The organism is Caminibacter profundus, from assembly GCF_054657155.1.
The window spans coordinates 377210-389889 of record NZ_BAAHXC010000001.1 but is presented as its reverse complement, the minus strand read 5'-3'; the positions used below and the strand labels follow the sequence as shown (position 1 = coordinate 389889).

Below are 12680 nucleotides of genomic sequence, written 5' to 3'. Positions count from 1 at the left end.
CTCATTCCTTTATAAAATTGATTGTTTCTTTAAAAACAAATGCCAAAATTATACTAATAAATATAACAAAAATCATACCTAAAATATACTTCTTCTCAAAGAATTTAGAAAACTCTATAAATCCATACTCTTTTAATGTTAGAAGAAATAAAACCATTCCACCAATACTACTAGCAAGAGCTAAACCATATACCTTTAAAGGAAATATTAAAATAATTGAAAAAAATATATTTATTATTAGTGAAATTGCTGCAAATTTTGCAGCTTTTAAGTGTTTATGAGTTGCGTATAGAAAACTGCTAAATAATTTATTAAGCCCAAAAGGTATAAGACCTACCATATACATCACTAAAGTTAAAGCAGTTTTTTTTGTGTCTTCTTCATTAAAAGCACCTCTTTCAAAAAGAAGTTTTACTATCTCTTCACTAGCTATTAATGTTACAATAAAGGCTAGAGTTAGCGCATAAAAAAGAATCCAAAAAACCTTTTTCATTATCTCTTTTGCTTTTATTTCTTCACCTTCATTTAAAAATTTAGTAATTTTTGGAAAAAGAACAGTTGATGTAGCAATTGCAAATAGGGCAAAAGGTAGCTGGAAAAGTCTATTTGCATAATATAAATAACTAATACTTCCAGCAGCTAAAAAACTTGCAAGCCATGTATCAAGAAATGCACTAATATGGGCAGTTGAATTACCAAAAACTGATGGTAAGAAATGTTTTTTGAAACTAGTTAACTTTACTTTTTTTTTGCTTCTAGCTCCTATACTTAAAAAATGAAGTACTTTATATTTTTTTGCTACAATCAAGTGAGCAACAACTTGAAGCATTCCTCCAATTAAAACTCCATAACTTAAATACCATATTATTTCTTCTTTTGGTAAATTCATTGAAAAGAGTAATGCTAAAATCAAAGAAATATTAAGTAGGGCAGTTGAAAATGCTGTAGTAGCAAAATGATTTTTATATTGAAGCAAACTAGCTAAAAATGTAACTATAAAAATTAAATCTAAATACCAAAAATTTATAGCTATAAGAGGAGATGTTAACTTTTTAACTTCTTCACTAAAACCGTATGCTAAAATTGTTGCGACTTGAAAAGAAAATATATTTACTACAAGTGTTAAAACAATTAATATTCCAAGAAATGTTATAAAAACTTTCCAAGCAAAAGCTGGTTTATATTTTTCTTTTGCAAAAGCAGGTAAAAAACTTTGAGTAAAAGCGCCCTCAGCAAATATCCTTCTAAAAAGATTTGGGAATTTAAAAGCTACAAAAAAAATATCAGAATAGATATTTGCCCCTAAAACCGAAGCACTTAACAAATCACGAATGAATCCTAAGATTCTTGAATTAAAGATTCCTACGAAATTTACGATAATAGATTTAAGCATAGTGTAATTTTAACATAAAGGTAAGAAATGGGTATATTTGATTTTCTGAAAAAAGAACAAGAAAAAAAGTTTAAAGAAAAAATTGTAGTTTGTGAGAATGTTAATGAAGAACTTCTAAAAATTTCAAAAGAATATAATATACCCCTGTCACAATTAGATTTTGATCTTTTAAAAGTAAAAACATACATAAAAAATGAAGAAGAATTTGTAGAGGCTGATGAGGAAATAAATATAAATGAAAAATTTCTCCTCGATGAAAATCAAGAAATAAAACAAGTCTATGAAATAAAAATTAAAAAATATAAGCCTCAAAATGGATTTGAAATTTTAGGAAAATTAGAAGTGAATAAATATTTAACATATGCAAAATTCATTTTATCTCCAAATTCTGACTTAAAAAACTATAATGAAGTTAACTTTTATAATGAAATAAATAAAAAAAAGCTCAGAAATTCCCTTATTATCAATATTTTAGATGATGAAGTTAAAAAAAATATAAAAAAATTATCAAATTTAATTTTATCAGGAGAATTCAACGAAGATTTTGAAATTACTTTGTGCAAGGGAATTGACCCTATTGAAAGCGTGGAAGGAAAAGTAATATATCATTATAAAAAAATGAAAAAATCAGTAAAAAAAGAATTAATTCATCCTATAAAGGAAGGGGAAGTAATTATTGAAATAGTTAAACCTAAAGAAGGTAGAATAGGAAGAAACTGTAAGGGGAAAGTAATTCCTATTAAAAAACCAAAAGAATTTAATATACCAGAAATTTTATTTGATGAAAAAACTATAGAAAAAAAAGAAGACGAAGAGAAAATTCTTTATTTAGCAAAAAAGAATGGGTTTATTTATCAAGAGGATAATAAATTTTATATAAAAGATGAATTAGAAGTTAGACAAATTAATCTAAAAACAGGAGATGTAAAAAATGCCGACAAATCTCAAGTAAAACTCGAAGTAAAAGAGAAAGATGTTTTAAAAGAAGCAATAGCAGATGATATGATTGTTGAAACAAAGGAATTGATAGTTAGAGGAAATGTAGGAAACAAAGCAAAGATAAAAGCACAAACTTTGAAAATCGAAGGACAGACTCATCAAAATAGTTTTATAAAAGCTTATAAAGCAGAAATTAATAAACATAAAGGAGTACTTGATGCAAAAAACGTTTATATAAATTCTCTTGAAGGAGGAAAAGTAAAAGGAAAGAATGTAAAAATAAAACAAGCAATAGGTGGAGAAATTATAGCTCACGATGTAATAATAGAAAATTTACTTTCTCACACTAAAATTTATGCTTTAAATTCAATTACTATAAAGAATATAAAAGGAGAAGAAAACTTACTATCTATTGCACCAAAAGTTGTGCTTGATCAAGAAAACACTGACGAAATGATTAAAAAAGTTCAAAGTTTAGAACAAAACATTAATATCTTAAAAAAAGAACTTAATTCAAAAAAAGTAAATTTAGATAAAAATAAAGCCGCTTATGAAGAGCTTAAAAATATTTATATGACAAATAAACAAAAAGGGCAGAAAACTTCTCCGGCAATACTTATGAAATTAAAGCAGTATAAACTTTTACATGAAAACTATTTAAAACTTCAAGAAAAACTAAAAAAAACAAAAAAAGAAAAAGAAGAACTACTCGAAATTATTGATAATCTTCAAAATGCTATATATAATGCTAAAATAATTTCTCTTTCACCTTGGAAGGCTTATAACAGAATAGAATTTGATTTTTTAGAACCTCCTATATCTCTTACATATGATACAAAAGGAGATGAAGGAGTTTGTGGATTTAAATTAAAAGACTTTGGAGATACATTTAAAATAATAAAAATAAAGGTAAATAATGATAGCAGCACTAAAGGGAAAGATCTTTGAAAAAGAGAATGGAAAAATACTTCTTGATGTGAAAGATGTAATATATGAAATAAATGTTTCTTTACTTACTTTTTCAAATGCAAAAGATGGTATCTATTATATTACAGAAGTTATAAAAGAAAATGAATATACACTTTATGGATTTTTGGATAAAAATGAAAAAAAACTTTTTGATACTTTGATTAAACTCAATGGAGTGGGGCCTAAAGTTGCTCTTGCTATTTGTTCTACTTTTACGCCAGAAGAATTTGTGGATATAATTTCAAACAATGATATAAATACTTTAAAAAAAGTCCCTGGAATTGGTCCAAAGTCAGCTAAAAGAATTCTAATGGAAATGGGAGACTTTGAAATAGGGAATATAAATCCTATACAAAATCAAGCAATAACTGCTCTTGAAAACTTAGGGTTTAAAAAAGCTGAAATAATGAAAGCAATAAATGGAATTGAAGGAAGTCTAGAAGAAGTAATAAAAGAGGCTCTAAAGAGACTTAGTGGGTGAAGGTGAGGTTGGTAAAAGTTAGTATAATAGGTTGTAAAAAAGGTTAGTAGAGGTTAGTATAGGTTGTAGAGGTTGTAAGGGTTAGTAGGGGTTAGTAAAATACGTCTAATACCTCTACTAACCTCTAATACCTTTAATACCTCTAAAACTTAAAAAAAGGAAGAAAATGAAATTTGCTGTTTTATTTGGAGGAAGTAGTTTTGAACATGAAATAAGTATTGTAAGTGCAATAACTATAAAAGATAAATTAAATATTACAGCCTTTATTTTTGTTGATAAAAATAGAGATTTTTATTTGATTGAAAAAGAGAATATGAAAAGTAAATACTTTGCAAGTGGTGAATATAAAAAGGCTCAAAAAATTGAAATTACAAAAAGAGGATTTAAGTATCAAAAAGGTTTTTTAAAAAAAGTTTATTATGTTGATTTTGATGTAGCTATAAATTTAATACACGGACGTGATGGTGAAGATGGCAAAATACCAGGAATGCTAGAATTTTATAACATCAAAGCTATTACTCCAAATGTAGAAAGCTGTGCCATAAGTTACAATAAAGTTTTAACAAAAGCATATTCAAAAGAAATAGGAGTTAATGTAATAGATTATGAAATAATTGCTTCTCCAAAAACGAAATTCAGTTTTCCAGTGATTGTTAAACCAGCTAGACTTGGAAGTAGTATTGGTGTTAGTATTGCAAGGAATCAAGATGAGTTTAACTATGCTTTTGATGTTGCTAGAGAGTTTGATGAGTTGATTATAGTAGAACCTTTTATTGAAGGAATTGAAGAGTATAATTTAGCTGGATGCAAAGCAAAGGAAGAGTGGATTTTTAGTAAGTTAGAAAAAGTTGAAAAAAATGATTTTCTGGATTTTGAAAAAAAATATATGGATTTTAGTAGAAAAGAGATAAAAGTTAATGAAAATGTAGAGTTAAAAGAAAAATTTCAAGAAGTTTTTAAAAAAATTTACGCTAATCAGTTTACAAATGCGTTAATTAGATGCGACTTTTTTTATAAAAATGGTATAATTTATTTAAACGAGATTAACCCAATTCCAGGGAGTTTGGCAAATTATTTATTTGAGGACTTTAAAAATGTTATAGAAAAATTAGCAAAAAATTTAAAAACAGAACAAAAAATAAACATAAATTATGAATATATAAACAAAATTCAAATGGCAAAAGGAAAATAATGACTTATAAATTTTTAATATCAGGGTTAGTACAGGGGGTTTGGTATAGAAAGTTTGTAAGTGAAAATGCTAAAAAACATAACTTTAAAGGATATATTAGAAATTTACCAAATGGAAGTGTTGAAGCAGTTGCAAATATAGAAAATGAAAATAGACTTAAAGAATTTATTGAAATTTTAAAAGAAGGTTCTCCTTATTCAGAAGTTAAAAATATAGACTATTTTGAAATAGAAGAACAAAAGTTTGATGATTTTGAAATAAGGAAGTAGGTGGCAAGTTTTGCAACTCACTTAAATGTTGCTGCTTTTGTAAGTGGTATAGCATCTGTTAGTATTGGTTATTCAAATTTATCTACGCCTACAGAGGTTTTAAGCTTCTTTTTTGCAGGAATTGTTGGAGGTGTTTTACCAGATATAGATCATGACAAATCAACACCTATAAAAATTTTACAATTTTTCTTTTCAAACTTAATTGCTTTTTTAATAACATTTAGATTTATTGGTAAAATTCCAATTCTTAATATTTTAATTATTTGGATAGGAAGCTATTTATTAATGAGTTTGTTTTTTTATTTTTTTAAAAAGTTCACAAAACACAGAGGAATGATTCATTCAATTCCAGCTGCTTTTATTTTTTGGTTTTTAACTTCGTTAATATCTTATAAATATTTTGATTTAGGAATTACAAAAAGCTACTTTTTAGGCTTTTTTGTATTTTTAGGTTATATAACTCATTTGATTTTAGATGAAATTTATAGTGTAGATATCACAGGAAAAAAAATTAAAAAATCTTTTGGAAGTGCTTTAAAGATTTGTTCAAGTAACAAAACTATAAATTTGTTAGTTTATTCTTTGCTTTTTATAATATTTATTTTTTTACCAAAAAAAGATATACTTTTTCATATAATTAAAGGAATAGGAAATGTTTGATTTATTAGTTCATTTTATTACAACTTATGTTTTAGGTTTTTATTTAATTACAACACTGCAATGGTATAACTATAAAGTAAATAGAATTATTTTTCATTTTCACAAACTAAGATGGCATATATTTTATCTAATAATCCCAATAATTACATATATAGTAGCTTATAAATTCTTTTGGATTTATCTGTTTTTTGGTCTTATACCTGCTGTTATTTTTTGGTTTAAAAAGATAAAAAAACCATTAAAGTTTACTGATAGAGTAAAAAGGTTTTTGCTGATACTTGGTTTTATCGAAACAATTAATTTAGTATTTATGAAAAAATTTTATAATAATCCTGGAGTTTCTCTTGTTGTTGTTTTATCACTCGCAATTATTATAAGTGAATTAGTAGAAGAGTTTTTATTTTATAAATTTAAGAAAAAAGCCAAAAGAAAACTTGAAAAAATCAACCCTAAAATTATTACCATTACTGGAAGTTACGGGAAAACATCTATAAAAAATTTTGTATATGAGCTTCTCAAAGATGATTACAAAGTATATAAAACCCCAAGAAGTGTTAATACCATAAAAGGTATAGTTTTAGACATTAACAAAGATTTACCAGAAGATGTAGAAATTTATGTAACAGAAGCAGGAGCAAGAGAGAAGGGCGATATAAAAGAAATAGTTAAATTTTTACAAAATCATTACTCAATTCTTGGTAAAGTTGGTCCTCAGCATTTAGAATATTTCAAAACTATTGAAAATATTGAAAAAACAAAATTAAAAGTATTTGAAAGTGATAGACTTATAAAAGGATTTTCTTATAATTTACCTTATAAAGGTAATGTGCTAGTAATTAAAAATAAAATAAAAAATATAAAAGCTAGCTTAGATAAAACTGAATGGGATCTAGAAATAGATGGGCAGATTTATCATTTTGAAACAAAAGTTTTAGGTGAATTTAGTGCAATAAATATTTCTCTTGCAATTTATCAAGCATTTGAATTTATAAAAGATATATCAAAGCTCCAAGAAAAAGTACTAAAATTAGAACCTGTCCCTCATAGACTACAAAAGATAGAAGTAGGGGGTAAAATAATTATTGATGATAGCTTTAATGGCAATATAGAAGGAATGCTCAAAAGCTTTAAACTTATCAAAAACTATCCTGGAAGAAAAATCATTGTAACTCCAGGAATAGTTGAAGGGACTGATGAGATAAATGAAAGACTAGCACGTGCAATAAATAATACTTTTGATTTAGCAATTATTACAGGAGAAATTAATAGAAAAATATTATGTTCTAACATCACAATAGACAAAATTACCCTTCAAGATAAAAGTAAACTTGAAAAATTACTAGCAGATGTTACAAATAGTGGTGATTTAATAATTTTTAGTAATGATGCACCTGAATATTTATAGTTAAAGGAGAATAAATGCAAGATATAATTAACTTGCTAAGTGAGAATCTTGATAAAACAATATTTGTAGCTATTGTTATTACAATAATTTTATCATTTATTCCAAAAGTTGATATTTTGGTAGAAAAACTGACTAATATGTTTATGATAATATCTGTAATTTCATTAATCTCTTTGACAATGCTAGTTAGTTATGATGTTATTATGAGAAAACTTTTTTCAAGTGGAAGTATTGGACTTCAAGAGCTTGAATGGCATCTGTTTGATATAGTTTTTCTATTTGCAATTGCATACACATTAAGTAAAGACAAACACGTAAGAGTAGATATTTTTTATGATAAGTTTCCTTTTAAAATAAAAAAATCGATTAACATCGTCACAATACTATTTTTTGTAATACCTCTTGCTGTTTTAATAGTTGTAGAGGCTCTTCCTTTTGTAGAAATGTCATATACACAACACGAATCAAGCGGAGACCCTGGAGGATTATGCTGTAGATGGATTATTAAAAGTTCTATGATTTTAGCATTTTTAACAGTTTATTTGCAATCAATAGCAGAACTTAGAAAAATATACTATCAATTAAAACATCATAAAGGAAAATAATGACAGGTATTATACTTTTTGTAGTTGCTTTTATTCTTTTGATGTTAGGAATTCCAGTTGCATTTGCTTTTGGTGCAAGTGCAATTTTTGCCAGCTTAATAGACCCAGATTTAGGGCTTGAAGTATTTGGTCTTTTGCCATATAGAATATATGGAATTATGCAGAATTTTACTCTTATGGCAGTACCTTTATTTATTTTTATGGGATTTATACTTGAAAAAAGTAAAATTGCCGAGAATATGCTAGAAAGTATTGGAAAACTTTTTGGACCTGTTAGAGGAGGGCTGGCAATTGCTATAGTAATAGTAGGGGCAATTTTAGCAGCATCTACTGGAATAGTAGGAGCTAGTGTAGTTATGATGACAATTATTTCCCTTCCTGTAATGTTAAAATATGGATACTCACCAAAACTTGCTAGCGGGGTAATTGCTGCAAGTGGGACACTTGGTCAACTTATCCCACCAAGTATTGTTTTAATTATTCTTGGTGCTGTTATGAATATTAGTGTAGGGGACTTATTCAAAGCGGCTATAATTCCTGGACTTATTATTGTAGGTCTTTATATTTTATACATTTTAATAATTGCCCTAATAAAACCAGAAATAGCTCCTGCTATAAAAACTAACGAACCATATTCAAAAGTTTTAAAAGAAGCTGCGAAAAGTCTAATAGCACCTATTATATTAATTGCACTTGTACTTGGAAGTATTTTTGCCGGATTTGCCACACCTACTGAATCAGCAGCTATAGGTGCTCTTGGTGCAATTTTATTAACTTTATTTTATAGAACTTTTAGTTTTAAGTTACTAAAATATGCAAGTGTCGAAACTGTTAAAATCACTGCAATGATTTTTATGATTCTTATAGGTGCTACGGCATTTTCTCTTGTATTTAATGAGTCTGGTGCAGGAGATATTGTAGCTGAATTTTTTACAGACTCAATTCCAAATCAATATCTGTTTATAGCAATTACTATGATTTTAATTTTTATTTTAGGATTTTTTATTGATTTTATTGAAATAACATTTATTGTGATACCAATTTTACTTCCAATAGTAGAAGAATTTGGAATTGATCCTTTATGGTTTGCATTATTAATTGCAATAAATCTTCAAACGTCATTTCTTACACCGCCATTTGGATTTAGTCTGTTTTATTTAAAAGGCTCTGCAGGCAATAAAATACAAACAAAAGATTTATACTTAGGTATCATCCCATTTATTTTAATTCAAATTGTAGCTCTTTTAATAGTAATTTTCTACCCAAAACTTGTTTATTTATTAGTTGAATAGAGCAAGAAATATTTTCAGGAGAATATACATTATGTTAACTAAATATAAAATAAATAGATACCGTCTTTTGGTATCTATTTATTTTATTCATATATAGTTAAACATAAGGTATTAATAAATACAGTTAAAACTACTACTATTCCAATGCAACATTAATTATTCAAAACAACTTATTTAGTAAATCTTTATTTTCATCTAAATACTTATCAATGAGTTTTCTAAGTTCTTTACTCGAATCAGAATGTTTCATTTTTGCAATTTTTTTAAAAGCTTCCCATTTTGACTTTTCAACTTTAAAATTTGCATTTTTCATCTCAACCATTAAAAAACCTTTAAAATTTCATTAAAATTTACTAATCTTTAATTTCAACGGAATTTTATAATATTTTTCTATAGCTTTCTTACCAAGATACGCCAAAATTCCATCAATTTCAAAAAAAGCAGCTTTTGCTATTGCAAATTTTCCTCCAAGTGCAATTGCAAGTCCATATATTTTAATATCAGCTTTTTTTAAAGGTTTGTTTTGAATTAAATTTATTATGTTTTTAGCAGCAATTATTCCGCTTTGTTCTGCAGTCTGTGCTGTAGGAGGAAGAATATTTCCTTCTTTATCTTTTAAAATTGCACAGTCTCCTATTGCAAAAACATTTTCTTTAACTCTTAAGTATTCATCAGTTTCTAAAAATCCATTAACTTTTTTAAAAGATAAGTTTTTAATAAAATCATTTGTTTCTATCCCTGTTGCAACTATTCCAAAATCAAACTTTATAATCTCATCGTCTAAAAAGATTTTATTTTCTTCAACTTTATCAATAAAAGATTGTTTTATAACAATACCCATATTTTCTATTGTTTTAATCGCTTTTTTCTTTGAACTTTCATCTAATTCGGCTAAAAATATATCTGCTACAACTGTAATTTTTATTTCATTGTTTAGCTTTAATTCATTTATAAAGTGTTGCATTTCAGCTGCAATTTCTATACCGCTTGCCCCTCCTCCTACTACAACAATATGTGAAGAGTGTTTTTCTTTTTTTAAGTGTTTTAAAACTAAATCTTCAAATTTTTGTTTTAAAATAGTTGCATTTTTTAGCTCTTTTACTTCTAAAAAGTTTTTAAAGATTTTAGGTACCTTTGTTATACTTCCAGTTGCTATAATTAAATAATCAAATTCATAACTTTCTTTTTTACATATAAGAGTATTGTTTTTAATATTTATTGCTTCATCATTTATAAAAATAGCATTATTATTTATACCTTTTACAAGATGAAATAAAGGAATTGTAATATCTTTTAAAGAAGAGTTTGATACTATAAAATCATAACTCTCTGTTTGCATATAGTGATAGACATTTTTATCAATCAATAATATTTCACATTCAATTTTTTCCTTTGATAAAGTTTCTAATGTTTTAATGCCTCCGTATCCTCCGCCTAGTATTATTACTTTTTTCATTTTAATTTCTTTTTAAGATTTCAACTAAATTTCTATGTACTATTTCATTACCGGCAACTATACATTTACTCTTAAACATATCGTAATCTTCATCATACTCATTACTTACAATTCCCCCTGCTTCTTCAACTATTAATATTCCAGCACTTACATCCCAAGGTTTTAGATTAATTTCATAAAAGCCGTCAAATTTTCCTTCAGCTACATAACATAAATCTAATGCAGCACTTCCAAATCTTCTAATATCTTGGCATCTTGGCAAAATATAGTTTAGTTTATTTATAACCCAGTTTAAATCTTTTTCATTTTCAGCACTTGAATATGGAAATCCTGTAGCAATTAAAGCTCTTTGAAAATTACTGGTATTACTCACTTGTATTTTTTCCCCATTTTTATAAGCACCCTCACCTTTTATTGCTGTAAACATCTCATCTAGTATTGGATTATAAACAATAGCATATTTAGGAGATTTTTTCTCATATATTCCAACACTTATTGCTGCATAAGGAATTTTATGGGCAAAATTTGTTGTTCCATCAATCGGATCAATAATAATTGAATTATCAAAGTTTTCTTGAATACTCTCTTCTGCGATTATACTAAATCCAAATTTTTCAAACTCTTTAATTAAAAACTCTTCTACTTTTACATCATATTCAGTTACTAAATCTTTTATACCTTTATGAGAAACATTTTTTGTACTAAAAAAACCTTCTTTAAATATTTCTCCAGCTTTTTTTACTATCTCAATAAACTCTTGCATAAGTTACCTTTTTTTTAGAAATTATACAACTCTTAGTCATAAAACTTAATATTTTTGCTAAAATAAATAAAAGGAGCTTACTATGTATAAGATAAATAATATTATAAAAAATGATAACTTTATTCTATACTATCAACCAAAAATAAACCTTCACACTCAAAAAATAGAAGGTGCCGAAGCATTAATTAGGATAAAAATAGGAAATAGAATAATTTTTCCAAATGAATTTATTCCTCATGCTGAAAAAAGCGGAGAAATCATTGATATCGACAGATGGGTTATGAAAAAAATTATAGAAGACTCAAGAAATATTTTCACAAAAACTAATCAAGCAATTAATATCTCCTTTAATGTATCTGCTAAACATTTTTTAATAGATGACTTTGAAGAAAATCTAACAAATATATTCACTTCAACAAAAGACTTCAATTCAAAATTTCAAATAGAAATAACAGAAAGTGCTATAATCAATAATACTAATTTAGCAATAAAAAAAATGCACAATCTAAAAAATGCCGGGTTTTCATTATCACTTGACGATTTTGGAACAGGCTATTCATCTCTAAAATATTTTAAAGACTTTCCTATATACAATATAAAAATAGATAAATATTTTATTGATCATCTTAATGATAAAAAAAGTCTTGCAATAGTAGAAGCTATTATTTTTTTATCTAAAAAATTAAATATTTCAACCACAGCAGAAGGTATTGAGGAAATATATCAGGTAGATAAATTAAAAGAAATAGGATGTGATGAAATTCAAGGATATTATTACTCCAAACCTCTTCCGATTAAAAAATTTATAACATTTGTAAAAGCGGTCAACAAACCTACAAATTCCCAATTTATCATTTGGAGTGATGAAAAATACGGTGTAGGTGATTATTCTATTGATACAGATCATATGATTTTGACGAATATATTAAATAATGTTTATAATATTTTAACAAACAAAGAAGAAAGAAAAAAAGAAAATTTAAATCGTTTTATAGAAATTTTGGATGATTATATACATAAACATTTTGAAAAAGAATTTAACTTTATGAAAAAATATAATTACCCTTATATAAAAGATCATGTAAATCAACATAAAAAGCTTTTAAAAAATTTTAATGAATTTAAAAAAAGTTTAACTTCTTCAAATGAAAGAAACTTACATAATCTTTTCAATATAGTTAAAAACTGGCTTATAAAACACGAAATAACAAAAGATAAAAAAATGGTTGAAATAATAAAAAAAGCCAAATAGGCTT

The 12680-nt window shown here is 26.0% G+C and carries 13 protein-coding genes; 9 read left to right on the top strand and 4 right to left on the bottom strand.

Features of this window, described 5'->3' with window-relative positions:
- Position 1: 1 nt before the first annotated feature.
- Positions 2–1393, bottom strand: coding sequence for a murein biosynthesis integral membrane protein MurJ (gene murJ, locus ACYQ1U_RS02005; RefSeq protein ID WP_459883695.1), 1392 nt, complete (start codon positions 1391–1393; stop codon positions 2–4).
- 27 nt (positions 1394–1420) lie between these two features.
- On the opposite strand from murJ, the gene ACYQ1U_RS02000 reads away from it, so the two are divergent.
- The 8 genes from ACYQ1U_RS02000 (at position 1421) to ACYQ1U_RS01965 (ending at position 9205) form a co-directional block, all read left to right on the top strand.
- The gene (locus tag ACYQ1U_RS02000; protein ID WP_459883692.1) at positions 1421–3280 is read left to right on the top strand and encodes a flagellar assembly protein A; all 1860 of its coding nucleotides are present in this window, start codon (positions 1421–1423) and stop codon (positions 3278–3280) included.
- Entirely contained in the window at positions 3249–3782 is a 534-nt protein-coding gene (gene ruvA / locus ACYQ1U_RS01995) for a Holliday junction branch migration protein RuvA (protein WP_459883689.1), read from the top strand. Before ACYQ1U_RS02000 ends, ruvA begins: the two co-directional genes overlap by 32 nt.
- 166 nt (positions 3783–3948) lie before the next feature.
- On the top strand, positions 3949–4974 hold the full coding sequence (locus tag ACYQ1U_RS01990) for a D-alanine--D-alanine ligase (RefSeq protein ID WP_459883686.1): 1026 nt from the start codon (positions 3949–3951) through the stop codon (positions 4972–4974).
- Positions 4974–5243: an acylphosphatase gene (locus ACYQ1U_RS01985; protein WP_459883684.1), complete on the top strand. Its 270-nt coding sequence runs from the start codon at positions 4974–4976 to the stop codon at positions 5241–5243. The genes ACYQ1U_RS01990 and ACYQ1U_RS01985 overlap by 1 nt, the downstream gene beginning before the upstream one ends.
- On the top strand, positions 5244–5903 hold the full coding sequence (locus ACYQ1U_RS01980; protein WP_459883682.1) for a metal-dependent hydrolase: 660 nt from the start codon (positions 5244–5246) through the stop codon (positions 5901–5903).
- The gene (locus ACYQ1U_RS01975; protein WP_459883679.1) at positions 5896–7308 is read left to right on the top strand and encodes a Mur ligase family protein; all 1413 of its coding nucleotides are present in this window, start codon (positions 5896–5898) and stop codon (positions 7306–7308) included. Before ACYQ1U_RS01980 ends, ACYQ1U_RS01975 begins: the two co-directional genes overlap by 8 nt.
- Positions 7309–7322: 14 nt before the next feature.
- Complete coding sequence (locus ACYQ1U_RS01970; protein ID WP_459883677.1) at positions 7323–7913, top strand: TRAP transporter small permease subunit; 591 nt, start codon at positions 7323–7325, stop codon at positions 7911–7913.
- On the top strand, positions 7913–9205 hold the full coding sequence (locus tag ACYQ1U_RS01965; RefSeq protein ID WP_459883674.1) for a TRAP transporter large permease: 1293 nt from the start codon (positions 7913–7915) through the stop codon (positions 9203–9205). The genes ACYQ1U_RS01970 and ACYQ1U_RS01965 overlap by 1 nt, the downstream gene beginning before the upstream one ends.
- Before the next feature lie 160 nt (positions 9206–9365).
- Here the strand turns inward: ACYQ1U_RS01965 and ACYQ1U_RS01960 are convergent, their stop codons facing one another.
- The 3 genes from ACYQ1U_RS01960 to ACYQ1U_RS01950 are packed head-to-tail and all read right to left on the bottom strand — an operon-like array spanning position 9366 to position 11424.
- Positions 9366–9527 carry a hypothetical protein gene (locus ACYQ1U_RS01960; RefSeq protein ID WP_459883672.1) on the bottom strand — a complete coding sequence of 54 codons (162 nt, stop codon included), beginning with the start codon at positions 9525–9527 and terminating at the stop codon, positions 9366–9368.
- 21 nt (positions 9528–9548) lie between these two features.
- Complete coding sequence (locus ACYQ1U_RS01955; protein ID WP_459883669.1) at positions 9549–10661, bottom strand: NAD(P)/FAD-dependent oxidoreductase; 1113 nt, start codon at positions 10659–10661, stop codon at positions 9549–9551.
- 1 nt (position 10662) lies between these two features.
- Complete coding sequence (locus ACYQ1U_RS01950; protein WP_459883667.1) at positions 10663–11424, bottom strand: inositol monophosphatase family protein; 762 nt, start codon at positions 11422–11424, stop codon at positions 10663–10665.
- A gap of 82 nt (positions 11425–11506) precedes the next feature.
- Between ACYQ1U_RS01950 and ACYQ1U_RS01945 the strand changes: the two genes are divergently transcribed.
- Positions 11507–12676, top strand: coding sequence for an EAL domain-containing protein (locus ACYQ1U_RS01945; RefSeq protein WP_459883665.1), 1170 nt, complete (start codon positions 11507–11509; stop codon positions 12674–12676).
- The last annotated feature ends 4 nt before the right edge of the window (positions 12677–12680 follow it).

Excerpts from the sequence above, each read along its gene's own strand:
- murJ (WP_459883695.1), bottom strand. The coding sequence starts at position 1,393 with ATGCTTAAATCTATTATCGTAAATTTCGTAGGAATCTTTAATTCAAGA.
- ACYQ1U_RS02000 (WP_459883692.1), top strand. The coding sequence starts at position 1,421 with ATGGGTATATTTGATTTTCTGAAAAAAGAACAAGAAAAAAAGTTTAAA.
- ruvA (WP_459883689.1), top strand. The coding sequence starts at position 3,249 with ATGATAGCAGCACTAAAGGGAAAGATCTTTGAAAAAGAGAATGGAAAA.
- ACYQ1U_RS01990 (WP_459883686.1), top strand. The coding sequence starts at position 3,949 with ATGAAATTTGCTGTTTTATTTGGAGGAAGTAGTTTTGAACATGAAATA.
- ACYQ1U_RS01985 (WP_459883684.1), top strand. The coding sequence starts at position 4,974 with ATGACTTATAAATTTTTAATATCAGGGTTAGTACAGGGGGTTTGGTAT.
- ACYQ1U_RS01975 (WP_459883679.1), top strand. The coding sequence starts at position 5,896 with ATGTTTGATTTATTAGTTCATTTTATTACAACTTATGTTTTAGGTTTT.
- ACYQ1U_RS01970 (WP_459883677.1), top strand. The coding sequence starts at position 7,323 with ATGCAAGATATAATTAACTTGCTAAGTGAGAATCTTGATAAAACAATA.
- ACYQ1U_RS01965 (WP_459883674.1), top strand. The coding sequence starts at position 7,913 with ATGACAGGTATTATACTTTTTGTAGTTGCTTTTATTCTTTTGATGTTA.
- ACYQ1U_RS01960 (WP_459883672.1), bottom strand. The coding sequence starts at position 9,527 with ATGGTTGAGATGAAAAATGCAAATTTTAAAGTTGAAAAGTCAAAATGG.
- ACYQ1U_RS01955 (WP_459883669.1), bottom strand. The coding sequence starts at position 10,661 with ATGAAAAAAGTAATAATACTAGGCGGAGGATACGGAGGCATTAAAACA.
- ACYQ1U_RS01950 (WP_459883667.1), bottom strand. The coding sequence starts at position 11,424 with ATGCAAGAGTTTATTGAGATAGTAAAAAAAGCTGGAGAAATATTTAAA.
- ACYQ1U_RS01945 (WP_459883665.1), top strand. The coding sequence starts at position 11,507 with ATGTATAAGATAAATAATATTATAAAAAATGATAACTTTATTCTATAC.